The organism is Paenibacillus amylolyticus (assembly GCF_050990605.1).
In the GTDB taxonomy this organism is placed as follows: Bacteria; Bacillota; Bacilli; order Paenibacillales; family Paenibacillaceae; genus Paenibacillus; species Paenibacillus amylolyticus_H.
On the sequence record NZ_CP158832.1, the window covers coordinates 3,405,033 to 3,430,699 of the forward strand.

A 25,667-nucleotide genomic window follows, 5' to 3' on the forward strand; every position below is an offset into this window, starting at 1 on the left:
CACCAAGAGGTGATCATGTTGCCAGAAAATCAAAACCCAAGAGAGCTATTGCAAATCATGGTACGTCGCTTCGGCTTGCTGGATAAAAATTGTTGCACGGTTGGAGAGCAGGAAATATCTTTGATCCAAAGTCATATCCTATATGAAATTGACCATCAGCATGAGCCATCCATGCAACAAATTGCCGAAACACTTGCGATGGATATTACAACCTTTAGTCGTCAAATCCAGACATTAATTAAGAAGAATCTGGTTCGAAAAACAGCTCATCCTGATGATCGAAGAGTATACATTCTCCGTTTGACAGTTGAGGGGAAGTTTGTAACGACAGCTATAGATCATCGGATGAATACACATCTGGAAGAGGTTTTTTCATTCATGACTGATACGGAAAAAGCAATCGTCATGCAATCTATTAAACTGCTTAATGAGAGTATGTTAAAATCGAAAATGTGCTGTACACCAGTGGGGTAATCAACAGTATTACCCTGATATTTTTCTCTAATACTTGTAACTTGCAAATATACATTTAAACAATTACTGGAGGTCGTTTGACATGAAAAAAATTGAATTCAAACAAGTCGAGTCCTGTTGTTCACCTACGCTCGCGGAAAAGCAGCTCTCTCTTCAAGAGCCTGTACACCGTGGAGAGCTATCTCATTTACCTGTAGCCATCATTGGTGCAGGACCTATTGGTCTGGCAGCAGCAGCACATCTGATTGAAGCTGGCCAATCCTTTATCATTTTTGAGGCGGGGAGTAAAGTAGGTGAGAATATCTCCAAGTGGGGCCATGTTTGTCTATTTTCGCCATGGCAGTATAACGTAGATAAAGCGGCCGGTCGGTTATTGGCCAAGGCGGGATGGCTTGCGCCGAGTTCTGATGGTTTACCAACAGGCCATGAGCTGAGAGATCAGTATTTACGACCACTTGCTGAGTTATCTGAGATTAAATCTTACCTTCACTTGAATACACGCGTAGTCGGTATCAGTCGTAAAAATGCAGACAAAATGAAAACAGCAGACCGTGAGAAGCAACCTTTTCTGATCTATGTAGAAGAAGTGGGCAAGGCCAAACGGTATGAGACAAGAGCTGTCATTGATGCTTCCGGAACCTGGGGGAATGCAAACCCGGTGCTTTCCAGCGGCGTATTAACTTCTGGGGAGAAAGCCCTTCATAAGCAAATATTTTATGGCATCCCGGATGTGCTAGGGGAGGACCGAGACCGCTATGCAGATAAACATATTGCTATCGTAGGTGGCGGCCATTCAGCCTCAAATACTTTACTTGATTTAGCAAAATTGCAAGAAACGAATTCCCATACGAAGCTGACCTGGATAATGCGGAGAGATCAACTCAAGGAAGCTTATGGTGGAGAAGCGAATGATCAACTGGAAGCTAGAGGTAAACTAGGAAGTCGAATGCATCAACTCGTTGATGCTGGAAAGGTCAACGTGATAACACCATTCCATATTCAGGAACTTCAGCAGAAAGGCGATCAAGTCACCATCATTGGAGAGCAACGTGGTGTTATTCAGGAAATAGCTCAAGTGGATGAGATCATTGTGAATACAGGTAGCAGACCCGACTTTACCTTCTTAAGAGAGTTGAGGCTTAGCATTGACCAGATTACCGAAAGTGTCGAAACCCTGGCACCATTAATTGATCCGAATGTTCATAGCTGCGGCACCGTTCGTCCACATGGGGAGAAAGAACTCCGTCAGATGGAACAAGGATTGTATATAGTAGGTATGAAGAGTTATGGACGTGCACCTACTTTTCTGATGGCTACAGGATATGAACAGGTTCGATCCGTGGTGGCCTTTTTAGTCGGTGATCTAGAAGCCGCTTTAAAAGTAGAGCTGGATCTGCCGGAGACCGGTGTATGCAGTGTCAATCGCCAGCAAGTGAAGGTGGTAGCTGAGGAAAAGGGTGATTGCAGTACTTCTTGTACCAATTGAAAATGGAAGAGAGCTTACGAACACCCGAAGCGTTGGTTCTAATTTGAACCAATGCTTTTTTAGGTTAATTCAAATTAAACGTTGACTTCAATTTTTTTATATTATAATATAAGCATGCACTTATATTAACGGAAGGAGGAAGTGAAATGGATTCTATTCAAGAAGCAGCCGATAAGATTAAATTGCTGGGCGATAAAACACGCCTTACGATACTTACACTCCTCAAAGAACGTGAATGGTGCGTGTGTGAATTTGTAGAGATTTTAGACATGTCACAACCTGGAATTAGTCAGCATTTGCGCAAGCTGAAGGATCAAGGCTTGGTTAAAGAGAATAAACGCGGCCAATGGGTATACTACTCTTTAAATGTAGAGTCTACGCCCTATATTAAATCTGTCTTGGAACTGATGCCGGACACGGCCACGATTCTTAAGTCTTTGAATAAAGAGAACTTTACATCCGTGTGTAATTAATTTTTAATCAATATATAAGTATATTGTTATATACAAATATAAATTCAGAGGAACTGAAAGGGGGGAATGGTTTTGTTTTCTACGCTGTTAGCTTGCATTATCTTTTTAATTACGCTCGTCCTCGTCATCTGGCAGCCTAAAAACCTGTCCATTGGTTGGTCTGCTTGCGGCGGAGCGATCCTTGCTTTACTGGTGGGTGTGGTCAACTTCCAAGACGTATGGGATGTGACACAAATCGTATGGAATGCCACGCTTGCGTTTGTAGCGATCATTCTGATTTCGTTAATTCTGGATCGTATCGGCTTTTTCGAATGGGCTGCCTTACATATGGCCAAGGCTGCTCACGGCAATGGTGTCCGGATGTTTGTTTACGTTTCGATCTTGGGAGCTGTGGTTTCTGCCTTCTTTGCCAATGACGGAGGCGCACTGATTCTGACGCCAATTGTTCTAGCCATGGTACGCGCACTGAATTTCGATGAAAAAAAAGTGTTCCCATTTATTATTGCCAGTGGGTTTATTGCGGATACGACCTCTTTGCCACTGGTTGTAAGTAACCTGGTCAACATTGTATCTGCCGACTTCTTTGGCATTACGTTTATGGAATATGCAGGCAGAATGTTTGTTCCGAATCTGTTCTCACTGGTGGCGAGTATCGGCGTATTGTATATCTTCTTCCGAAAGAGTATTCCCAAACGTTTTGATGCCAGTGAATTGAAAACTCCGGTATCTGCCATTAAGGATATGAAGATGTTTCGATTGTCGTGGGTGGTCTTGGGAGTTCTGCTCATTGGATACTTTATGAGTGAATTTATCGGAATTCCCGTATCCCTTGTGGCCGGTGTTGTCGCGATATTCTTCCTGTTCATGGCTTCCCGCAGTTCTGCTGTGCCGACGACATTAGTAGTCAAGGAAGCACCCTGGGCCATCGTATTCTTCTCCATCGGGATGTATGTCGTGGTCTATGGTCTACGTAACGTGGGTTTGACGGATCTCCTAGCCGTGGTCATTCAGGCTGTGGCGGATCAAGGCTTGTTTGCGGCAACGATTGGCATGGGCTTTATTGCGGCAATTATTTCATCCCTGATGAACAATATGCCTACCGTGTTGATTGATGCGCTTGCCATTGATGCAACAACGGCTACGGGAACGGTTCGTGAGGCGCTCATCTACGCCAATATTATTGGATCAGACCTGGGTCCCAAGATTACCCCGATCGGTTCACTGGCGACGCTTCTCTGGCTTCATGTGCTTAGCACAAAAGGCGTCAAAATCTCATGGGGTACTTACTTCAAGACAGGTATCATTATCACCGTTCCGACTCTGCTTATTACGCTACTGGGTCTGTATCTGTGGTTAAGCATTATATAAAAGTATTCAATAAATCAAACAACGAGGAGACGATGAACATGAGTAAAAAAACACTGTACTTCCTATGCACAGGCAATTCTTGCCGGAGCCAAATGGCTGAAGGCTGGGCGAAGAAATATCTGAGTGAGGACTGGAACATTTATAGTGCAGGCATCGAGGCACACGGTCTGAATCCAAAAGCAGTTGAAGCCATGAAGGAAGTCGGCGTGGATATTTCCACTCAAACTTCCGATATCATCGATTCCGAGTTGTTGAACAACGCTGATTTTGTAGTTACATTGTGTGGAGATGCCGCGGATAAATGTCCAATGACACCACCACATGTGAAGCGGGAACACTGGGGATTCGATGATCCTGCCAAAGCGCAAGGTACAGATGAAGAGAAATGGGCTGTATTCCAAACGGTTCGTGACCAGATTGGGGAGCGCATTAAAACATTCGCTGAAACCGGCAAATAATACAAACTGCCGGGGAATGTTTCCCGGCTTTTCTAATTTGGAGAGGGGTGTTTGCGTTGAAAACCATGGAGATCTACGATCCTGCCATGTGCTGTTCTTCCGGCGTGTGTGGTCCAGGTGTTGATCCGGAGCTGATTCGTGTATCTGCTGTCGTCCATAATTTGCAAAAGAAACAGTTTCAGGTATCACGTTATAACTTAGCGAGTGAACCTGATGCTTTTGTGGCAAATCCCCTTGTAGGACAGCTTTTGGCTGAAAAGGGTCCTCAAGCGCTGCCCATTATCATTGTAGATGGTCAAGTGGTCAAGGAAAATGGTTATCCAAGCAACGAAGAATTCGTTCAATGGACAGGCCTGACAGAAGGGGAACTGGTGGCTAAGCCGAGAATACGTCTTGAAGTCAAAACCAAATCCGAGCTTTAGGAAAGAAGGTCCTCTCATGTTAAACCGATTTGAACCGAAATCCATGTCGTTAACCCCTTATCTGTTTTTTACCGGAAAAGGGGGCGTAGGCAAGACGTCCACGGCTTGTGCAACAGCCGTATCCCTTGCCGATTCGGGGAAGCGTGTTTTGCTGGTGAGCACCGATCCAGCTTCTAACCTACAGGATGTTTTTGGCATGGAGCTCTCTAATCACCCCGTACCTGTAATGGGAATGAATAATCTGGATGCCGCCAATCTCGATCCTGAAACGGCTGCTAATGAGTACAAAGCTGAAATGGTTGGGCCATACCGCGGCGTGCTTCCAGATACAGTGATTACCACGATGGAAGAGCAATTATCCGGAGCTTGTACAGTTGAAATAGCTGCCTTTAATGAGTTCAGTTCCATGCTGACTGACCAAAAACTGCGAGAGCAGTATGATCATATATTGTTCGACACGGCTCCGACAGGGCACACGCTGCGTCTGTTGCAATTGCCGACGGCCTGGAGCGGGTTTTTATCTGAAAGTACGCACGGGGCTTCTTGCCTGGGGCCACTTGCCGGTCTGGAAGCTAAAAAAACGTTATATGAGGATGCCGTGCAAACCTTGTCTGATTCCAATGAAACAACACTTGTACTGGTGACTCGTCCGGATAATTCGCCGCTGAAGGAAGCTGCGCGGGCATCACAAGAGCTGAGAGAGATTGGTATTCAGAATCAGTTATTGATCGTGAACGGGATGCTTTCATCGGTTATGGAGCAGGATACGGTTTCTTCTGCTTTTTACGGTCGACAGGTACGTGCATTGGAGAAACTTCCCGATGCTGTTCAACAGCTTCCAATCTATCAAATTCCTTTAGCGCCGTTTAACATCACTGGCATTGAGCATTTGCGACATTTCTTCGATGCCCCGGAGGTTAGGCTGGTACAAGAGAACAATGTAAATTCTTCGTTGGTTTTCCCTTTGCAACATCTCGTAGATGATATGGAGAACAAGGGGATCCGAGTGATTTTCACCATGGGAAAAGGCGGCGTAGGCAAAACAACGGTTGCGGCCGCTATTGCAGTTGGTCTGGCAGAGAGAGGTCACCGGGTACATCTGAGTACAACCGATCCCGCTTCCCATCTGAGTCATGTGCTTGAACAAGAGACGGATAACATCACCGTGAGCTGTATCGATCCAAAAATCGAACTGGAACGATATAAACAGGAAGTTCTGGAGCAGAACAAGGATTCTTTGGATGAGGATGGTCTGGCTTTCCTGGAAGAAGATTTAAGATCTCCTTGTACTGAAGAAATTGCGGTTTTCCGTGCATTTGCCAATCTGGTTGAACGAAGCAGCAATGAAATTGTGGTTATTGATACGGCTCCAACAGGGCACACGTTACTTCTTCTCGATGCAACGGAAGAGTACCATAAAGAGATTGCACGTTCAGCAGGTGCCATACCGGCGGCGGTTCAGCATTTGTTACCACGACTTCGTGATCCGAATGAAACCAGTGTTGTCATTGTTACACTCGCAGAGGCTACACCGTATTATGAGGCTTTTCGTTTGGAACAGGACTTGCAGCGGGCGAGTATACCAATCAAGTGGTGGACCATTAATCAGAGTTTTGCCGTGACGGACACGATGGACCCCATTCTTAACGGACGAGCAATCGCTGAGCAGGAATGGATTCAACAGATTCATAAAGCTTCGGATGGAAACACTGTGATTATACCATGGGAATCCAGAGAAGTAGTTGGTTATGACAGCTTAAAAATCTGGACTGAAGTTGGAAGTACGAGTATGCGTGAAGGATAGAGAGGAGACAACCCACAATGATGATTACCGATGGTGCCAAAACCTATATCGAGGCAATGATGAAAGAAGCAGGCGTGCATACGCTTCGGTTTGCCATGGTAGGCGGCGGATGCTGTGGACCCAGTTTTCAACTAGGGCTCGCTGATCCTGCAGAAAACGATGTGGTACAGGAAATCAATTCGATTCGCGTAGCTGTCGATCCTGAGATTGTAGCAGCCGTAGAATCGATTACCCTGGATGTAGAACAATCTGCTGATGGACCTGGACTGGTCATTAGTGGAGGATCAAGTTGCTGTTAAATACAACTAGAGAAGGAGAGAATAACAATGTCTAACTATCATGAACTCGTTAAAGGTAAAGTATATATTGGAGGAGCTGATGCTGCTCTGAGTGCAATCAAGGAGCAAGGTGTCACTGAAGTATTTGATCTCCGGGATGAAGGTAAGGCACAAGAGGGGTTTCCTGATTCGGCCAAGCGACATCATTATCCGATTGTTGAAGATCGGAATGATCAGGAGGAATCGATCAAGTCAGCCATTCAAGCTGTGACGGAGGCTGTTCAGGAAGGTAAAAAAGTATTCTTTCACTGTGCTGGTGGCCGGAACCGTACTGGAACCGTAGCTACAGCTCTATTGATCAATCTGGGTGAAGCCGCTACAGTTGAAGAAGCAGAAAAGCTGGCGACGGAGAGACGCCCGGATATTTCGATCAAGCCTGAGATGCGTAATGTGCTGAAAAGTATGTTCGAGGCAAAAAACAGCTAATACCACTTCTTCATCAAGGGACGTTGTCATACTCCATGACAACGTCCTTTTGGTATTTTCTAGAGAACCCTGAGGAATGCGGAACTCTTCATTTCATCAGTGTACCAGTGTATTTAAGCTTGTTGAATAAGTTTTTCCATAATCATAACGTCGATCAACTCCCCATCCATCATACCTTGTTGTTCAAAAACACCTACAGTTCGATATCCCGACTTCTGGTATAAGCCCTGTCCAGCCTTATTAAAGGGGAAGGTGAACAACACAATTTTATGAAAGTTATGCTTTCTCGCTTCCTTTTCCAACTCCAGAAGGAGCGTATTTCCAATACCTTTTCCACGATACTCTCTATGAATATATATAGACAAATCAGCGACACCGCTGTAAGCACATCGGTGGGAGTACGGATTTAACGACGCCCATCCAATGACTTGATCTGACACCTCAGCCACCAGTACGACATGTCTACCTTGATGCTCGTTAAACCACTGCTGTATGTATACCATATCTTTTGTTTGCGTTTCCAGGGTTGCTATTCGATCCTCAATACCTTGATTGTAGATGGCCAGTATACGCGTTAAATCGTTCATTTGGGCTTGCCGGATGAATACCGTTTGCATAGAACAATCCCTCACTTTTATTCTACCTTATGTGAATATGAATAGATTCATGAACAAACTCTAGCATGACTACTTTTGGAAATCAATATTTGAATTACATGCTGAAAAACGAAAAATAAAGTTGCTATTTGCAAATTAACAGAATATAATAAAGGAAAATTATTCAATTAAATGGGTTTTTAATCCTTATTATACGTGAAAAAAACTTAAATTATGAGGGATTTCTACCAATTCGGTCGGTTCCACATCGGTTCCAAATATATAACAGGACATGTAAATACTTGCGTTAAACAACTATTACCGACATGCTATCATGTCTGTCTTTACATAGAAGATGGATTGATATAAATGAGTAACCCATTCTAATGCGAGGTGAGTTTAACATGCTCCAATTACTGCCTGAGTTACATCAAAAGTATACCGATTTTGTGGAAGAAGTTCTGAGAGCTGAATACCTTTCAGCCAGGGATCGAGCATTAGTTGAACTGACAAGTGCGATGATCGCTGGTGATCAAGAAGAGGTAAAGAAAGCACTGATATCTGCCAAGCAAGAGTTCATAACGAATGAAGAAATCGGACAGGTTGCTGGCATCCTCACCGTGACCCAAACGAGGAAATTGTTCAATGTAGAAAGCTCCAGTCATACAGCTAACCTGCCACAAAGTTCCCAATCGGAGTGTTGCAGATAAGGAGGGGTTGAAATGGCAAATCATCCTGCAGTTCTGCTTATTGGTCGGCGAGATGATGTTGAAGAAATCCTTTTCGTCAAGGAACAGGGGTATAGGGTTATTCTCCTGAATACGCAGATCCCTCTTGAAGATGCCATCATTGCAGATTTTCCTATCGAAATGGACTTGAATCAGGAAGATGATGTAGTCACCAAAGCGCTCGAGATATCCAAAAGGATTCCCATTACTGCGGTATACACGAACAATGAATATCGCATCGTTCTGGGTGCGAAAATAGCTGAGGCCTTGGGTCTGAAATATCACTTATCTTCAGAGGCCGCTCAAAATTGCCGTAGCAAAGCACAAACCCGCGCATGTTTAACCCGACATCAGGTATCCCCCATTCAATACGCAATAATCCAGTCACCTGCAGAAATACTCCATGTTCTTAGTGAAATGAAATTGCCCGTGATCGTAAAACCATCCAATGATGCAGGCAGTCATATGGTGCAGAAATGCAATACATTAGAAGAAGCTTGGACCGCCGCAGAACTGATTAGAACGAAGGTTCAAAATTGGGTTGGGCAACCTTTGGAGAAGCATATTCTCGTCGAGGAATACATCGAAGGCCCCGAATTCAGTGTCGAGTCATGTACAATCCATGGAGCCACACATATCATTGCCATTACCGCTAAAAATACATCCGCATTAATTGAAGAAAAACACTTGGTTCCCGCTCCATTATCAGAGCAGGACTCCGCCTTGATTCATGAACTTGTCGTTCAGGCCTTGACAGTCCTGGGGGCAGATTATACTGTCGCCCACACGGAGGTTAAGCTGTCTCCTCAAGGACCCAAAATTATTGAGGTGAATGCCAGGGTAGGTGGTGACCAAATTCACCGCTTGGTGCATGCAGTTACCGGATATGATCTGCGTAAATTGGCATTTCATATCGTTACCGGTGGAACCTTTGCGAGCGCGCCTCGTGACACACCCGTAACAGATTCTGCACAAATTCAATTTTTGCTTGCAGATCAAGAAGGATATGTTCGATGGGACAAGCAAGCTGCTCAATCAATTAAAGGCATTGAACAAGTTGAAAGCTCTGTTCGAGATGGAGATTACGTTGTTATGACGGAAAGCAACTATAATCGATTGGGTTATTTGATTGCTCATGGTGTAGATGGAAAACATGCATCTCTAATCATGGATGCTGCAAAAGAAGCCATGCATTTTTTCATAACAAAGGATCAAGATGGAAAGGTACCCTCGTCCACGGATAGACGTATGGGTGTCATATGAAAAAGAATATCCTTTTCCTATGTTTATCTGTTTTTATATTGGTCGTAGGTACTGGGATTGTTGCGCCTTTACTCGCTCCGTATGCGAAAAATTTAGGAGCCACGGGTCTGTGGGTCGGTACATTGTACAGCGGTTTTTACGTAGTTCGTCTTGTAATCGGCACACCGATCGGTCAATTGGCTGACAAGAAAGGGCCAAAAGCCATTCTGATCTATAGCCTGATACTTTATCCCTTTATCGCGCTAAGTTATGGATTGGCAAGTAGTATAGCTGGTCTTCTCGGGGCACGGCTACTTCATGGTGTAGCTTCCGCCATGATGCTGCCTATGGCTATGGCCTACATGGGGGAGATAAGCCCCAAAGGACAAGAGGGCAAATATATGGGCATATACAATACAGCTATTTTTCTGGCTAATGGATTGGGACCATTGCTCGGCGGTTATATTTCGGATCAGTATGGGACGCAGAATGCATTTTTCTCCTTACTCGGCCTTGCGGTCATCGCCTTAATGATTGTTTTTGCTTTACCCTCATCACGAACGAAGAAAGATATCAAAGTGGCTGATCCGAACGAATCCGTCTCAGAGAGTATTCATCGGAAGGGTTCTCCCTGGCGACATCCCGGGATTCTGGCGTTATCCTCCGTCAATGTCATTGTTGCTGTTCTCTCCATGTTCATGATTTCATTCTTCACCCTATACGCCCAGAGCAGAGGGCTTAATGCCCTGATGATCGGTTTTTTAATTGCCTTGAACAACATCATCATCGGTGCAACACAGGTCCCATTGGGCTGGATCGTGGACCGTTTCAACAAAATGATATTAATTCTGATCTCAGCCATGTTAACCACGGTTTTGTTGGTGCTGTTCCCCTCCATGCATTCGCTGTGGTCAATCGCCATACTTATGGTTGGAACCGGACTAACGTCTGCAGTCACGCTTGCTGCCTCTTCGGCACTGTCCACCGTTCTAGGACGAGAGGCAGGAATGGGCGCGACGATGGGCTTTCTGGGTTCGGCGACAAGCCTGGGAATGATTGTCGGTCCCTTGACATCTGGCATTCTAATGGACACGTTTCAAATTGACACTACGTTTTATTTCTCAGGTTTCCTTTGGATTGTAGGCACCCTTGTTTTCTACATCTTGTGGTCTGCCTATGTCCGTTCCATAAAAATACAAAGCATCTCGAAGGGAGAAATAACAAATGTCTAAACAGGAACTGGTTGTTTCCAATGCTTCAAACTGCTGCTCACCTGGTCCGGCTGAGATGGATGCCGCAACGCAAGCGATCAAAGACTTTTACAACGCTGTAGCGGAAGGGGAAGGAAAGTACTCGGAAGGAACGGATAAATTTTCTCCGTCAGGACCTACAGAACGTATTAAAGAGTTTGTTCTTGCTTCAGATCAACAGCGAATTCTTGATATTGGTTGTGGTATGGGGACAACGCTGCTCTCTTTGGTGGAGTCGCATGGACAAGGGAAACAGTTTATTGGCGTAGATTTCAGTGAGAGCATGATTACCCGTGCCAGGGAAAAAAGCAGCCAATTACCGGATGATTTACGTAAAAAGATCGGCTTCTTTGTTGCCGATGTTCAGTCACTTCCGTATATGGATGCCCAGTTTGATTTGATATACAGTGAGTGTGTTCTCAATCTGGTGCCTGATCGGCTCAAGGCGATCCAGGAAATCACACGTGTGTTAGCACCCGGAGGAACCTTGATCTATACGGATTTTGTTTCGTATGCGCCCGTTCCGTCCTCCATCAAGAATGACTTGTCTTTGGTAAGTGGTTGCCGTGCAGGGAGTATCCAGTTAAGCGAAAACATTGCCCAAATCGAAAAGGCGGGTTATACCGATTTGGAAGTGATCAATTTTACAGATGACAAAAACAAACGTTACATTGAGCTGATGGAATCAAGTCAGGAGTATAAAGAGGATTATCTGCAATTTCAGCAGGATCATGCTGAGGCTCATCATTTTTTGGAAGAGAAAGTCGGCTATTACTTGATTAAAGCTACAAAGGCTTGACCGAAGGAGAACCTTGAAAAAAGGGAGGAATGCTCATGAAGGTCCTGTTGGTTTCCAACTTTGAAGGTGGCTATCAACCAATGACGGTTGCTACCGCGTTGACCGCTTTTTTACATGCAGGTTTCGATGTGTCGGTACTGGATACCTACGTTGAAGGAATAGAAGAGGAACGTTTTCTCAATCAAGAGCTTATCGCTATTTCCATTCCATTATTTGATGCTGTGCAAGCGGCTACCCAGCTAACGCATATCATTCGCCGGGTTAATCCGAAGGCACACATTACGTACTTTGGCCAGCATGCAACCATTAATGCCAGCAGACTTGCCGGGACGTATAGCGACTCCTGTGTTTGCGGGGAGTGGGAGAAGCCTTTGGTCAATCTCGCAAAGTATTTGTATGGAGATACCGATTGCACCCTCGATGGCATTCTCATCGGACGTGATGCTCTGCAAGGTAAAGAAATTCATCCATATATGTCAAGAGATCATTTGAATGTTCCCACACGGCATATGCTACCGCCTCTCTACAAGTATCCTCAGAAGCAAATCAACAAACTATTAGGCTCCGAGCAAATCGTGGGCTCGACTGAAATCGCACGTGGTTGTCATCATAAATGCCTGTATTGCTCGGTGTATGCCGCGTATGAGGGTAAGGTGATTCTGGTACCTGAATCAATTGTACTACAGGATGTCAGGAACCTTGTGGCAGGAGGAATGACACATTTATCCTTTATTGATGCAGACTTTTTTAATGCCAAATACCACGGTATCAAGATATTACGTCAGCTGCACGAGGAATTTCCGGATCTCACCTATGACTTCACTACCCGGGTAGATCACATTCTTGAAAATAAGGAAACATTAGCCGAAATGAAAGCGCTCGGTGTGAAGTTCATTACCTCAGCCTTAGAGTTCCCATCCGAAATTGTACTGGATGCCGTAGCCAAGGACACTTCTATTCGAGATATCGAACAGGCTATTGCGTATCTCCGCCACATCGAGATCTCACTTAACCCAACCTTCATCATGTTCAACCCCTGGACCAATACCGATGATTTAACGACTTTCCGTTCTTTTGTAGACGATAATCAACTAAAAGACACTATTGATCCGATACAATATGAAACCAGGCTGTATTTGTATAAGGGTTCTCCTTTATTAAGACAAGCTTCCATACAATCGCTTGAACTGATTGAACATGAATTCTATTACGAATGGAAACACCCTAACCCTGATATGGATGAACTATTTCAAGAGATCGTTACGGTTCCTGAAGACGGTATTTTTAAACGCTGCTGTTTAAAATGTTAAAGGGGGGACAACCGTTTGAATGTGACAGAAGTCAAAGATGGTTTTCCCATGATAAACTTTGAAACCAGTCGCAATTCTGTATTGCTTGATCTCCGAAAAAAATGGATCGCCGAATGGATCGGAAGTTATTTTCTGGTGTTTGCCGGCACAGGTGCCGTAGTGGTAGATACCGCCACACGGACTTTAACCCATATTGGGGTAGCGATTACCTTCGGACTCGTTGTCATGGTGTTAATCTACGCCTTTGGGCATGTATCAGGAGCACATTTTAATCCAGCGGTTACAATCGCTTTCTATTTTTCGAGACAAATCACAGCGATTGAAGCCTTCTCTTTTGTTCTTATCCAATGTATTGGCGCATACGCGGCGAGTCTGACTTTGTTATTCATGTTCGGTAATGTAGGGCGATTGGGGGCGACAATTCCTTCGGGACACTGGCTGCAAAGTGCCATTCTGGAATTCATTCTATCCTTTATTTTGATGATGGTCATTTTAAGTTCTGCTGTCCATGCTAAAGCTTCAAAATCATTTGCCGGGATCGCTATAGGTGGAACCGTAGCCTTGGAAGCGATGTTTGGAGGTCCTGTAAGTGGAGCATCCATGAACCCTGCACGATCTTTAGGTCCAGCCTTGGCCTCCGGACACTTGGAGTTTTTATGGATATATATCGTATGGACAACCATGGGTGCGATCACGGCCGCTTATGTCTACAGAATCATTCATGAATAACCCATTCTGAAAATAAGAGGAGGCACTTTCCATGAAAAAGGTGCAAATGGTGTTGCTCGGCGGCTTCCTGGGAGCAGGTAAAACAACAACGATGATACAAATGGCCAACCTTTTGCAAGAGCAGGGAAAACAGGTGGCCATTATTACCAACGACCAAGGCAAAGAATTGATTGATACGGAACTCGCACAAACCAGTGGATTGGAAACCAAAGAAGTCACAGGGGGATGTTTCTGTTGTCGATTCGAGGATCTGTATGAACATTTAAACCAACTTGCGATGGAAAAAAAGCCGGATTACATTATTTGTGAAGCGGTTGGCAGTTGCACGGATCTCGCTGCAACGGTTATTCAACCCTTGAAACAGAATTACACGAATGAGTTCACTACGGTTCCCTTAACCATCGTGGTTGATCCGGCCAGGTTATTGGCTGAATTGAATGAGGAAGAGGGAGGCCATCTTCTGTTTTCTCAATCGGTAAGTTATATTTTTGAAAAACAGTTAGGAGAGGCCGATATTATCGCAGTAAATAAGCTGGATCAATATACGGAAGAAGAGATGGATAAAGTAGTCACCTATCTTCATCAGCGCTATCCGAATTCATATATACAGCCGATTTCAGCGACTGCGGGTGTTCATTTGAATACTTTACTCGATTTATGGAACAGCACCATTCCAAGCGGTCATAAACTTTTGGATATTGATTACAGTGTATATGCTGAAGGCGAAGCCAAGCTTGCATGGATGAACGTGCTGGGTGATGTGAAACATCCGGATGGAAAAACATTTGATCCTCAGCAGTGGGTAGATGGACTTTTAAGTAAATTAAACGAGCATTTTTTGAGGGAAAAGATGGCCGTAGCGCATTTGAAGGTACATGCTGGTAATGATACAGGCTATGTCAAAGCAAGTGTTGTTCAAACAGGTGTAGCACCTATATACACCAATAGCTACTCACAAATGGGTAATCAGTACCGGGTCGTTCTGAACATTCGGATTGAAGCTTCACCGGCACTTCTGGACTTAGTTGTATCGGATGCGATTGCCTCCATGGATCAGGAGCTTGGGACGGTTTGGGAACAAACGTATCACGAATGCTTTAGTCCACTGCCTCCACAACCGACGCATCGGATGAAAGTAACTTCTTGAGGTGAGGAGGAATATATGTTGAATACAAAAAACTCCATTGAACTTTTCCCAAATATAAAGCTACATCAAACAACGGATTGCTGCGATATTAATGATGTGGAATCCGCTGACTGTTGCACTGCTCCCGACGACACTGCTTCTTTGGATGAATATCAGGAACTTAAGCGAAGGTTAAAAGAGACATTCGAACAAGAGGTAATGATTCACGTATATGATTATTCCCTCCCGATGGATCGTGCGCTGGCAAAACGAAAACTAAAATCGCTATTTGAGGAGCGAGGCTTTGCGCATATTCAGTCAGACAAGGTCTTCGAGTTTGCTACACCTGCGGTTGTCATTAATGGTAAGCTTCTGAGTTTTGCCCAGCAGGTTCAATATGAGTCTCTTGAGAAAGCGCTGCGTTCCATGAATACAGTGTATTAATATAAGACGACCACCGTTTAATCTCGGTGGTCGTCTTATATTATGTGTTATGTAACATACATGTAGAAAATATTAGGAGTTTTAAATAACTGTCTCTATTGGACGCATCGGAGTAGGATGTGAGATTATCCCTTTACAGGTTGACAACAGTTATCAGATTGAAGCATTGCATTATTCAATAGCTTAATTGAATTAATCACCATCTCTTTCTCGAATCCACTCATGTACGAAAAAATTTCTTCGAGATAGGCATTCATTTGCTGATCAATGGTTGTTGCTACAAATTTCCCCTCGGTTGTAAGTGACAGTAGATACACACGTCGGTCTGTGGAATCCGGTGTTTTCATAAGTAATTTAAGCTTTACCAAGGATTGGACCTGTCTACTGAAGGTTGTAATATCTGTGCCTAAAGTGTCAGCAATTTGCTGCATGGAGGGATTGTGCTGACGGTCTACCTCATACAAAATATGACTTTGAGCCGGAGATACATCAATGCCTCCTACGGTACAACAATTCTTATTGAGCAGACCAAACCTCCTAGTCATGATTTGGAATAACTCGCGTACATTTTCCATGTTTTAGTCACCTCATCTCAGTTATATCTTATGACATGACAAATAACAATTATTTATTTGGATTTTCGCTAGCAGTAACGAGTGGTCATCATTTTAAGGGAACAAGTTCTTGCTCAAGCTGAGGACAAGAACTTGTTCCGATTGCCGAAATGGACAAGAACATAATATAATTGGTAAGGATAGACCCGTATTGATGGATTCAAGCACAAAACACTTCACAATATCTACATACCTATACCCCGTATAGGTATGTTATAGTTTGTTTGTAAGAATAAAATCCTACTCCAAAGGAGAGATCCTCTTGAAAATTGCAATTATGCTTTTCAATGGAATCACAGCATTAGATGCAATAGGTCCATACGATGTATTTGCTGCTACACTGAAATGTGAAGTAAAGTTTGTCGCTAAGAAAAAAGGGTTAATCAAACTGGATTCAAATATGGGTTATTTGCATGCCGATTACAGTTTTTCTGAAGTTACTTCAGCTGATATTCTCGTTGTTCCAGGTTGCAGTCCGCCAAATTATAAAACGCCAATGAATGACGAAGAAACGTTAAATTGGATTCGCCAAATGCATGAAACTACGAAATGGACCACGTCGGTTTGTAACGGCTCTCTGATTTTGAGCGCCGCAGGCTTGTTAGAAGGATCTGTAGCCACCAGTCATTGGGGATCCTTCGACCTGCTTCAATCTCTTGGAACAATTCCAACAGATGAAAGAGTGGTTCGCCAGGGCAAGATCGTTACAGCAGCCGGTGTTTCCTCTGGTATTGATATGGCACTTCAATTAATAGCATGGGAATTGGGAGAAAATATGAGTAAAGGAGTCCAGCTGATTTTGGAATACGATCCTCAGCCTCCGTTTGACACGGGTTCCCCAAAGAAAGCGCCTGCTTTATTGGTAGAACAAATAAGAGGGATGTTACAAGAGTTTGCAAAACGGGAACCCATAATCACAAATAATTCACGGTAGGTTTATTAACTCGGCTTAAACGTTCAATATGGTTAGTACTTGGTAGCGGAAATAACGAAAAACATGACCACCTTTTGGACGAATGGTGTCGCGGGACAAGATCATATTCCCACTTCGGCCGAACCAATTACACCACCTACTTCATATCCTGAGAAAATCTAAAAAAGACACAAGCAGTAAGTTCTAGGCGAAACTATTGTGGCTTGATAAAAGCATACCAATAAAAGACTTCTCCGTTTAAAAACGTGTTTTTGTATCATGAAACAGGTTTTTGTTGCCTAAGGCAAAGTTATTTCCGAAGAGGACTTCGAAGATTTAGTTTGTGAATCCGCTATTTTTTTCGGGGGAAGATCTTTAGTATGTGTATAGGAAAGAACAAGCGGGGCTTGTACAATAATACCAGGGATTGTAAACGCTTGCTTTGAATTCAGAGGGAGGGTACGATGCATTCAATGAATGACTTCCTACTCGGCCGATGTCCTGGCATGAAGTCCCGGAGACAGTACTGTCCCCCGAGGTTAACGGCTGCTTCACCTGCGGCTGCCAGGGGCTACGCGCTCGGGCAACGGTACATAGAGCGCCAGCCCTGCTTATTATGAAGGATTCTATTATTCCAATACCAAAGGAGATGCCTTATGAATCAACAACAACTACCTAAGCCCCACCAGCCGCTCGTAACCCACATCTTCACTGCGGACCCGTCCGTCCATGTCTACGAGGGCAAAATCTACATCTACCCTTCCCATGACCTCGATCATGACGAGCCGAGCAACGATAACGGCGACCAGTATAAAATGGAAGACTATCATGTCCTCTCGATGAACAACTTCGATTCCCCTGTGGTCGATCACGGCGAAGCGCTGCATCTGAGAGATATTCCGTGGGCCTCCAAGCAGCTCTGGGCACCGGATGCCGCTTATAAGAACAATACCTATTATCTGTTCTTCCCGGCGCGGGACCATGACGGCATCTTCCGTCTGGGTGTGGCAACATCAGAGTCTCCGGCAGGCCCGTTCACGCCGCAACCGAATTATATGGAAGGCAGCTTCAGTATCGATCCGGCCGTACTGGTGGATGACGACAATCAGTCATACATCTATTTCGGCGGACTCTGGGGCGGCCAGCTGGAGAAATGGCAGACCGGCAGCTTCGTGCCAGATGCAGAAGGACCTGCTCCTGACCAACCGGCGCTTGGACCGCAAGTTGCATTGCTTAGCGACGACATGCTGTCCTTCCAGGGCAAGCCTGCCGAGATATCGATTGTCGATGAAGACGGGAATCCGATTCTGGCCGGGGACGAGGAACGGAGATATTTTGAAGGCCCATGGATGCATAAATATAACGGCTATTACTACCTGTCCTACTCTACAGGAACCACGCATAAGCTCGTATATGCGATCGGCAAGAACCCGATGGGACCATTCACGTTCGCGGGCGAGATTCTCTCTCCGGTTATCGGCTGGACAACCCACCACTCCATTGTGCAAGTTGCAGACAAGTGGTATCTGTTCTATCATGACAGCTCCCTGTCGGAAGGCGTCAACCACAAGCGCTGCGTTAAATATTCCGAGCTGAAATACAACGAAGACGGAACGATCCAGAAGATCAATCCTTATCCGGGTGCCGAGTAGCTGGTGGGTTAGCAGAACAGATAAGATTACAAGATAAGGCATAACATGAGGCAGCTCCAGAAGGGATCAGCATAACGAATAACTGTCTTACACATTCCGAGAAGCTGAACATTCAAGGTAATGAGGTCTATTCTATTCAATCCGATATTAAGGATAGGGAAACTAATTCCGTTCCTTACCATCGGATATATGTCGAGGGACAAGAACATAGTCCCATTGAAGTCGCTATTTTAGCGGCTTTTTAATTTTATAGGTACAAGTTCGTGTCCCGAGCCGAAGACAAGAACTTGTACCGATTAGTCGTGTATCTAATCGGCATGGATTGCAAACTACCAAGCAGCAAAAGATATAAGCAATCGCTATGTTTTTTTGCGGATATTTTATTTTTTTGTCCGCCACATGTGTACAATAAATAAAAAAGATGATACATTGAAATTAGTTTAATCCCTTTTATAACAGGTTTTTTGGAGAATACTATGTCTCCTGTACGAGGACATACGTATATCGAGGAGGGAATGGAATGTCAAGTCAAGCATTGGATCAATTTTTAAGTTCAAACATCGAAGATCTAAAGACTAAAGGTCTATATAACGTCATCGATACGCTGCAGGGTGCAAATGGTCCTGTTATTCGTATCGACGGAAAGTCCCTAATCAATTTGTCTTCCAATAACTATTTGGGACTGGCAACAGATTACCGCCTGATTGATGCTTCAGTTAAGGCGTCGCAGACATACGGGGCAGGCGCAGGGGCTGTGAGAACAATTAATGGTACGATGGATCTTCATATTGAGCTTGAAGAAAAACTGGCCCGTTTCAAAAATACGGAAGCCGTTATCGTGTATCAATCTGGATTTAACTGCAATATGGCTGCTATATCCGCGGTAATGGACCAGCATGATGCGATTTTATCAGATGAGCTGAACCACGCTTCGATTATTGATGGCTGCCGCCTGTCTAGAGCCAAGGTGATTCGCTTTAAGCATTCGGATATGAATGATTTAAGACAGCAGGCGAAAGATGCCAAGGAATCCGGCCAGTACCATAAAATTATGGTCATCACCGACGGGGTTTTCTCCATGGATGGTGATATAGCAAAGCTGCCGGAAATCGTGAAAATAGCAGAAGAATTCGATTTGATTACTTATGTGGATGATGCCCACGGTTCGGGCGTTCTCGGAGCAGGTTCAGGAACCGTGAAGCATTTTGGATTGTCCGACCGCATTGACTTTCAAATTGGTACTCTTTCCAAGGCGATCGGGGTTGTCGGCGGTTATGTGGCGGGTAAAAAACAACTGATCGAATGGTTGAAGCTGAGAAGCCGTCCGTTTCTGTTCTCGACATCGCTACCTCCGGCTGCAATCGCTTCTTGCAGCGCTTCTGTCGACATTTTGATGAATGACAAAGAGCTGATCGAGAAGCTGTGGGAGAACGGCAATGATTTGAAAAATGGCTTGAGCCAGCTTGGATATGATGTAGGCCAAAGCGAAACGCCGATCACACCTTGTATCATTGGTGATGAAGTAACCACCCAACAGTTCAGCAAACGGCTTTATGAAGAAGGCGTTTACGCCAAGGCAATTCTGTTTCCGACGGTTCCAAAAGGAACTGGAAGAATTCGCAACATGCCTACAGCTGCCCATACCAAGGAGATGCTGGGCCAGGTGATCTCCGTTTATGAGAAAGTCGGCAAGGAAATGAAACTGATTTAGCTGCATTCGCGGGAGTCTATTTCGGGAGGAATGTCTTATGAACAAGATTTTGGTGACCGGAGCACTGGGCCAAATCGGTTCTGAGTTAGTCGTTAAATTGCGTGAGATTTATGGTGCGGATCACGTTGTTGCTACGGATCTCAGATCATCAGCCCACGAAATTACCCGATCGGGACCATTCGAGCTGCTGGACGTGACGAATGCTAAGGCGATGTTCGAAATCGCCAAGCGGTACGAAGTGGATACTGTCATTCATTTGGCTGCACTGCTGTCGGCTGCCGCAGAGGAGAAACCGCTGCTTGCCTGGAACTTAAATATGGGCGGATTGGTGAATGCACTTGAAGTATCCAGGGAGCTCAGTTGCCAATTTTTCACTCCAAGCTCCATTGGATGTTTTGGCCCATCGACTCCGAGAGACAATACCCCGCAGGATACGATCCAGAGACCCAATACGATGTACGGCGTGAACAAGGTATCCGGTGAGCTGCTTTGTGATTATTATTTTCACAAATACGGCCTGGATACTAGGGGGCTGCGATTCCCGGGTTTGATATCTTATATGACGCCTCCCGGCGGAGGAACGACGGACTACGCGGTGGAAATTTATTACGCAGCCGTGACGGCTGGCCGGTATACATCTTATATCGCCAAAGACTCTAACATGGACATGATGTATATGCCGGATGCCCTGAACGCTATCATCGATTTAATGGAAGCGGATTCATGTCGCTTGATACACCGAAATTCATTTAATGTCACCGCAATGAGCGTGGACCCGGAGACGATTGCTGAAGCGATTCGGGAAGAGATTCCCGGCTTTATCCTCGATTATGATGTTGATCCGAAGAGACAGGCGATTGCCGATAGCTGGCCGCATTCCATTGATGCGACGGCAGCGAAAACAGAATGGGGATTTCATGCCCGCTATGACCTGAAGGCCATGACGAAGGATATGCTTTCACAGCTAAGCGAGAGACAAATGCTTCGCAAGGCTTAAAGTTATTATGAATTCGCTGTGCAAAGCGAGTAGAAATACAAAAGAAGCTGCATGCATCAAGAGGTTTGGCGTTACCCGGACCTTTTGTTGCAGCTTCTTTTTTTATCCTCCAGCCCAGACATTTCGTGCCTGTGGCTTATCAGATATAGAACACGGCATACTTTTTTATTTTATCGGTACAAGTTCTTGTCCCGAGCCAAGAACTTGTACCGATTACCGAAATGGACAAGAACATAATCCGATTGCCGGCGATACATATCTGATGATAAAGGGATGAGACAATTATTTATTAGACCTTCTCAGTAGCTTGGCTTAAAATACCATATATTCTAAATAACATAAAATCATCAATTTAAAATCTTCCGCTTCTCGTTTTGAAATTCTTCGTCTGTTAAAAATCCCTTTTCATTCAGTCCGGCTAGTTTTTCTAACTTGATTACAGGATCAAGTTCACTTATTGAAGGCTGGGCGTTAAGCATAATCAAAACTTGATGGGGTAACGTGCGTTTCATAACCCTGAATCCATGCTCTGACGCTACGGCAATCCCTTCATCATTAGGAAGACAGCACCCTCCTGGATGACAGGTGCCATCGTCCCTAACTAAAATTTGACCTAATAAACCAATAGCTACCCACTCGGGGCGCTTCAGACGGGAAACATATTCTTGTGTTGGGTCCCAATCAGGGTTAACTTTTCTTTGTTTTTCTACGTAAGCAGGGGAGACAGGATTTCCTTCCTCATCTAATTTAGCAGGGATAGTCACATCTTCATAATAAGCCCTTCCCCAATCATCCGTCACAAACTTGTTTCTCCAATGCATTTCTGCACCGTTTCCAAGAACACTGGGTCTCGCACTAGACACACCTAAAATATATGAATCGTGACTGTTTGCCTTACGTATTGTTTCACTGGAATCATCGAATGTGACAAAGTATCCTACATCTATAGGGGCGCCGTCTACCGATTCAAACATCTCAGCGTAATCTGCACCTCCGGGAACAAAGGCCCCATCTACAAACATATTGCCACTAGAAGCTAGCCATTTTGCTCCAATTCCGCGTGTTGTCGGAGACGTACCATTCCCAATAAACCACGAGAAAGACTCTTCTGAAGTTCCGTAACGTCCCATGATATGAGAGCCTGAATGGGCTGCAAGCGTAATGGTATTTAACCCTTCGGTATGGGAAGCATCTCCATTCGCTATAGTTGCTTGACCTTCGGCGTGAGAGCCGCTACCTACGGCTTGTGTTCGAGTAAATCCGGTAATTGGTAATGAAACAGCTTCTCCTTCCGCATGAGAGGCAAAACCGCTAGCAATACTTGCAAATCCTTCTGCGTGAGCGGCTTGGTTGCTAGCAACTGACGCATTACCTTCCGCATGCGCGAATGGACCACTTGCTTGTGTAACAATTCCTTCGGTATGAGAACCGGTCCCACTGGCACTTGTCCCTAATCCCTCGGCATGAGAGCTATCTCCACCTGCAGTGTTGGGAGTATCTCCCGAGAACGAACCTCCTCCCTCGACATGTGAAGCTCTTCCGCTAGCTGTATTACCAATGCCTTCGGCATGGGAGCTATTACCACTTGCTATTGTATTACTCCCCTCAGCATGGGCATTTGCACCATTCATAGTAGTTTGGGTATTTAAACCTTCCGTGTGTGAATTTTCTCCGATTGCTAATGTACCATTTCCCTCAGCATGAGAAAAACTTCCATTCGCTTCTGTCCCGGCACCTTCAGCATGAGAACTTGCACCGTTGGTGATAGTAGATGTTCCTTCCGCATGCGAATTATCACCATTTGCTGTTGTCAGAGATCCTTCCGCGTGAGAAGAATCTCCGTTTGCCGTGGTATTTTGTCCTTCGGAGTGAGAGCCGAAATTCCCACTTGCCGTTGTGCTAAACCCCTCGGCATGAGAAAAGCTGCCGCTTGCTTCGGAACCAGGGAAGAGAGTAACATCGTTAGTCCCGCCCTCGGCATGAGAAGCGAATCCACTTGCTCTGGTTTCTACACCTTCAGCATGAGAACTCTCACCACTTGCAATGGTTGTATTTCCCTCAGCATGGGCATTCACACCCGTAACCGTAGTCTGCGTATTAAAGCCTTCGGTGTGCGAATTTTCTCCAACGGCTAGTGTCCCGTTTCCCTCAGCGTGCGTAAAACTCCCATTTGCTTCTGTCCCAGCACCTTCGGCATGAGAACTCGCACCATTGGTGATAGTAGATGTTCCTTCCGCATGCGAATTATCACCATTTGCTGTTGTCAGAGATCCTTCCGCGTGAGAAGAATCTCCGTTTGCCGTGGTATTTTGTCCTTCGGAGTGAGAGCCGAAATTCCCACTTGCCGTTGTGCTAAACCCCTCGGCATGAGAAAAGCTGCCGCTTGCTTCGGAACCAGGGAATGAAAGTATATCAGACGTTCCACCTTCCGCATGGGAAGCAAAACCACTTGCAGACGTTCCCACTCCCTCAGCGTGGCTACTCGCTCCACTAGCCAAGTTAGGTGCAGAGCTACCTAAAGAGTCTTCAGCACCGCCTTCTACGTGAGAAGCTCTCCCTGTAGCGCTATTACCAACACCCTCGGCATGAGCTGCTTCTCCAATTGCATTATTCGAAATTCCTTCGGCATGAGTGGCCACATTACTTGCAGATGTAAGCTGCCCTTCACTATGAGAAGAAGTGCCACTCGCCGTTGTGGCATTTCCTTCCGCGTGAGCATATAAACCACTTGCTATGGAGAGATAACCTTCGGCGTGAGACGCAATCCCACTTGCTGTCGTAGAGGTTCCTTCAGCATGCGCCGTATCTGCAGAAGCAGTGGTTAAAAATCCTTCTGAGTGGGAAGCCGCACCACCAGCAGACGTTGTATTTCCTTCGGCATGCGCGGTATCCCCATTGGTGATCGTCTGATAACCTTCCGCGTGTGAAGCTGAACCATTGGCAGTCGTATTTGATCCTTCTGCCTCAGAACAAGGTCCATTTGCATTTTGATTACACTCATCTCCCATTCTAGTTCACCCCTCTTTAATTCATGTCAATTATTGAACGAATTGTACTGCTAAACGTCATCCAGTAACTCTCCGTGTCATATTAAAATATGAAATCACACCTGTTGAGGTATGGACGAATGATATGAATTCACTAAAAAGGAGAGAAATAGATAGAAGTGTTTCAGAAAAAATACACAAAGCGAGTGCAGCACTAGAGACTACTATATGAGGACTATGACTTATATCTAACTGTGATTAAAACAACTTCAGAAACGATGTGAAAGGACAAGAGGGGATGTGTTGTTCTTTGAGGAATTACGCGAAGAGATTCGCAGGCGACAGCAATTCACTTAACAATGAAATAACAATTCAGAGTTACAATATTATTTAAGTACATAAAGTGGAGTAATTATTCGGACAGAGGAGAGATTTCATTGGAGTTGACCATAAATATAAATCGATCTGAATTAGTTGAGAGTATTCTTAAGTCTGCCCCGTTTTTTGCACAGCTTTGCCAGAAAGAAGATATTGCGCTAGCTATCGCAGATAAAGAGAAACTAATATTTTATTCACCGGACCGCAGCGATCCGAGGGATGTCAGACCTGGTTCACCGATCTCGAAAGGTCAAGGCATTGAAATGGCAATGACGAACAGAGAGATGGTCATCAAATCTATTCCGAAAGAAGTGTTTGGTATCCCATCGCGTACGATTGCCATTCCTGTGATCGATGAGAACGATGAGGTGGTCGGCGCGATAGCGTTTGGGGTTAGCTTGGCTAGACAGTCCAAGTTGTCCGACTTGGCAGAACTGCTCGTCTCGGCCAATACACAAATTACGGCAAGTATCAGCAATTTGCTGGAAACATCCATAGAGCTTCGGGAAGCACAGAAATCAATGAGTAACTCAGCAGATCAAACAAAGAATGAAGTGCTTGAGACAACGAAGATTACTGATTCGGTAAAAAGGATTGCGTCGCAGACGAACATCATTGGACTTAATGCTGGTATTGAAGCGTCACGTGCAGGCAGCGCAGGTAGAGCATTCAAGGTTGTAGCCGATGAAGTACGCAAACTGGCTGGCGATAGTGTAAACGCGGTACAGCAAGCCGAAGAGCGTATCGGCCGCATGAGGGAGAAAGTAGAGACGATTCTATCCAGGACCGCAACGGTTGATGCGACGGTGTTACGTCAGTCTATGGAATTCAAGGAAATTGAAGAGACGCTAGCCAGTCTAAATGATCTGTCGAATCGATTACTAGAAGCTTCGAGAAATTTTTAAGCTTCTCGTGGGTGTATTTGGTAGTGAGACGAAACCG

General features: G+C 44.9%; 25 protein-coding genes. 22 read left to right on the forward strand and 3 right to left on the reverse strand.

Annotated features, from left to right (window positions below):
- Positions 1 to 15: 15 nt before the first annotated feature.
- The 9 genes from ABTV53_RS15135 to ABTV53_RS15175 all read left to right on the forward strand — a co-directional run bounded on the left by ABTV53_RS15135 (position 16) and on the right by ABTV53_RS15175 (position 7,249).
- The gene (locus ABTV53_RS15135; protein ID WP_433743677.1) at positions 16 to 474 is read left to right on the forward strand and encodes a MarR family winged helix-turn-helix transcriptional regulator; all 459 of its coding nucleotides are present in this window, start codon (positions 16 to 18) and stop codon (positions 472 to 474) included.
- 82 nt (positions 475 to 556) lie between these two features.
- Entirely contained in the window at positions 557 to 1,960 is a 1,404-nt protein-coding gene (locus ABTV53_RS15140; RefSeq protein WP_433743679.1) for an NAD(P)-binding domain-containing protein, read from the forward strand.
- 146 nt (positions 1,961 to 2,106) lie between these two features.
- On the forward strand, positions 2,107 to 2,433 hold the full coding sequence (locus ABTV53_RS15145; protein WP_433743682.1) for an ArsR/SmtB family transcription factor: 327 nt from the start codon (positions 2,107 to 2,109) through the stop codon (positions 2,431 to 2,433).
- Positions 2,434 to 2,505: 72 nt separating this feature from the next.
- Positions 2,506 to 3,801, forward strand: a complete 1,296-nt coding sequence (locus tag ABTV53_RS15150; RefSeq protein WP_433743685.1) for an arsenic transporter — start codon at positions 2,506 to 2,508, stop codon at positions 3,799 to 3,801.
- Positions 3,802 to 3,839: 38 nt separating this feature from the next.
- Positions 3,840 to 4,259, forward strand: coding sequence for an arsenate reductase (thioredoxin) (arsC, locus tag ABTV53_RS15155; protein WP_433743688.1), 420 nt, complete (start codon positions 3,840 to 3,842; stop codon positions 4,257 to 4,259).
- A gap of 56 nt (positions 4,260 to 4,315) precedes the next feature.
- Positions 4,316 to 4,681, forward strand: coding sequence for an arsenite efflux transporter metallochaperone ArsD (gene arsD, locus ABTV53_RS15160; RefSeq protein ID WP_433743690.1), 366 nt, complete (start codon positions 4,316 to 4,318; stop codon positions 4,679 to 4,681).
- 16 nt (positions 4,682 to 4,697) lie between these two features.
- The gene (gene arsA / locus ABTV53_RS15165; RefSeq protein ID WP_433743693.1) at positions 4,698 to 6,485 is read left to right on the forward strand and encodes an arsenical pump-driving ATPase; all 1,788 of its coding nucleotides are present in this window, start codon (positions 4,698 to 4,700) and stop codon (positions 6,483 to 6,485) included.
- 17 nt (positions 6,486 to 6,502) lie between these two features.
- A complete protein-coding gene (locus ABTV53_RS15170) occupies positions 6,503 to 6,784 on the forward strand; it encodes an adhesin (RefSeq protein ID WP_433743696.1) in 282 nt (93 codons plus the stop codon).
- Positions 6,785 to 6,811: 27 nt separating this feature from the next.
- The gene (locus tag ABTV53_RS15175) at positions 6,812 to 7,249 is read left to right on the forward strand and encodes a protein-tyrosine phosphatase family protein (RefSeq protein ID WP_433743699.1); all 438 of its coding nucleotides are present in this window, start codon (positions 6,812 to 6,814) and stop codon (positions 7,247 to 7,249) included.
- A gap of 113 nt (positions 7,250 to 7,362) precedes the next feature.
- Here the strand turns inward: ABTV53_RS15175 and ABTV53_RS15180 are convergent, their stop codons facing one another.
- Positions 7,363 to 7,866 (reverse strand): arsinothricin resistance N-acetyltransferase ArsN1 family A, encoded by a 504-nt coding sequence (locus tag ABTV53_RS15180; protein WP_433743702.1) that lies wholly within the window; start codon positions 7,864 to 7,866, stop codon positions 7,363 to 7,365.
- A 383-nt stretch (positions 7,867 to 8,249) separates the two neighbouring features.
- Between ABTV53_RS15180 and ABTV53_RS15185 the strand changes: the two genes are divergently transcribed.
- Genes ABTV53_RS15185 through vcpD form a run of 8 tightly spaced genes read left to right on the forward strand, consistent with a single transcriptional unit; the run spans position 8,250 to position 15,473 of the window.
- A complete protein-coding gene (locus ABTV53_RS15185) occupies positions 8,250 to 8,555 on the forward strand; it encodes a carboxymuconolactone decarboxylase family protein (RefSeq protein WP_433743704.1) in 306 nt (101 codons plus the stop codon).
- A 12-nt stretch (positions 8,556 to 8,567) separates the two neighbouring features.
- The gene (locus ABTV53_RS15190) at positions 8,568 to 9,836 is read left to right on the forward strand and encodes an ATP-grasp domain-containing protein (RefSeq protein ID WP_433743707.1); all 1,269 of its coding nucleotides are present in this window, start codon (positions 8,568 to 8,570) and stop codon (positions 9,834 to 9,836) included.
- The gene (locus ABTV53_RS15195) at positions 9,833 to 11,047 is read left to right on the forward strand and encodes an MFS transporter (protein ID WP_433743709.1); all 1,215 of its coding nucleotides are present in this window, start codon (positions 9,833 to 9,835) and stop codon (positions 11,045 to 11,047) included. The genes ABTV53_RS15190 and ABTV53_RS15195 overlap by 4 nt, the downstream gene beginning before the upstream one ends.
- Positions 11,040 to 11,864, forward strand: coding sequence for a putative arsinothricin biosynthesis methyltransferase ArsM (arsM, locus tag ABTV53_RS15200; RefSeq protein ID WP_433743712.1), 825 nt, complete (start codon positions 11,040 to 11,042; stop codon positions 11,862 to 11,864). The genes ABTV53_RS15195 and arsM overlap by 8 nt, the downstream gene beginning before the upstream one ends.
- Before the next feature lie 35 nt (positions 11,865 to 11,899).
- Positions 11,900 to 13,174, forward strand: coding sequence for an arsinothricin biosynthesis radical SAM protein ArsL (gene arsL, locus ABTV53_RS15205; protein ID WP_433743715.1), 1,275 nt, complete (start codon positions 11,900 to 11,902; stop codon positions 13,172 to 13,174).
- Between the two features lie 21 nt (positions 13,175 to 13,195).
- Positions 13,196 to 13,903, forward strand: a complete 708-nt coding sequence (locus tag ABTV53_RS15210) for an MIP/aquaporin family protein (RefSeq protein ID WP_433754226.1) — start codon at positions 13,196 to 13,198, stop codon at positions 13,901 to 13,903.
- A 31-nt stretch (positions 13,904 to 13,934) separates the two neighbouring features.
- Positions 13,935 to 15,050: a GTP-binding protein gene (locus ABTV53_RS15215; RefSeq protein WP_433743718.1), complete on the forward strand. Its 1,116-nt coding sequence runs from the start codon at positions 13,935 to 13,937 to the stop codon at positions 15,048 to 15,050.
- A 15-nt stretch (positions 15,051 to 15,065) separates the two neighbouring features.
- Positions 15,066 to 15,473 (forward strand): ArsD-related vicinal cysteine protein VcpD, encoded by a 408-nt coding sequence (gene vcpD, locus ABTV53_RS15220; RefSeq protein ID WP_433743721.1) that lies wholly within the window; start codon positions 15,066 to 15,068, stop codon positions 15,471 to 15,473.
- Between the two features lie 125 nt (positions 15,474 to 15,598).
- Here the strand turns inward: vcpD and ABTV53_RS15225 are convergent, their stop codons facing one another.
- Positions 15,599 to 16,048, reverse strand: coding sequence for a MarR family winged helix-turn-helix transcriptional regulator (locus ABTV53_RS15225; RefSeq protein ID WP_433743724.1), 450 nt, complete (start codon positions 16,046 to 16,048; stop codon positions 15,599 to 15,601).
- A 301-nt stretch (positions 16,049 to 16,349) separates the two neighbouring features.
- On the opposite strand from ABTV53_RS15225, the gene ABTV53_RS15230 reads away from it, so the two are divergent.
- The 4 genes from ABTV53_RS15230 to ABTV53_RS15245 all read left to right on the forward strand — a co-directional run bounded on the left by ABTV53_RS15230 (position 16,350) and on the right by ABTV53_RS15245 (position 21,360).
- Positions 16,350 to 17,021 carry a DJ-1/PfpI family protein gene (locus ABTV53_RS15230; RefSeq protein WP_433743727.1) on the forward strand — a complete coding sequence of 224 codons (672 nt, stop codon included), beginning with the start codon at positions 16,350 to 16,352 and terminating at the stop codon, positions 17,019 to 17,021.
- Positions 17,022 to 17,656: 635 nt separating this feature from the next.
- Positions 17,657 to 18,652 (forward strand): glycoside hydrolase family 43 protein, encoded by a 996-nt coding sequence (locus ABTV53_RS15235; protein ID WP_433743730.1) that lies wholly within the window; start codon positions 17,657 to 17,659, stop codon positions 18,650 to 18,652.
- Positions 18,653 to 19,172: 520 nt separating this feature from the next.
- Positions 19,173 to 20,363 carry a glycine C-acetyltransferase gene (locus ABTV53_RS15240; protein WP_433743733.1) on the forward strand — a complete coding sequence of 397 codons (1,191 nt, stop codon included), beginning with the start codon at positions 19,173 to 19,175 and terminating at the stop codon, positions 20,361 to 20,363.
- Positions 20,364 to 20,400: 37 nt separating this feature from the next.
- Positions 20,401 to 21,360: an NAD-dependent epimerase/dehydratase family protein gene (locus ABTV53_RS15245; RefSeq protein ID WP_433743736.1), complete on the forward strand. Its 960-nt coding sequence runs from the start codon at positions 20,401 to 20,403 to the stop codon at positions 21,358 to 21,360.
- Between the two features lie 347 nt (positions 21,361 to 21,707).
- On the opposite strand, the gene ABTV53_RS15250 is transcribed toward ABTV53_RS15245, so the two are convergent.
- Positions 21,708 to 24,368 (reverse strand): peptidase G2 autoproteolytic cleavage domain-containing protein, encoded by a 2,661-nt coding sequence (locus tag ABTV53_RS15250; protein WP_433743739.1) that lies wholly within the window; start codon positions 24,366 to 24,368, stop codon positions 21,708 to 21,710.
- A 416-nt stretch (positions 24,369 to 24,784) separates the two neighbouring features.
- Between ABTV53_RS15250 and ABTV53_RS15255 the strand changes: the two genes are divergently transcribed.
- Positions 24,785 to 25,630 carry a methyl-accepting chemotaxis protein gene (locus tag ABTV53_RS15255; RefSeq protein WP_433743742.1) on the forward strand — a complete coding sequence of 282 codons (846 nt, stop codon included), beginning with the start codon at positions 24,785 to 24,787 and terminating at the stop codon, positions 25,628 to 25,630.
- Positions 25,631 to 25,667: the final 37 nt, after the last annotated feature.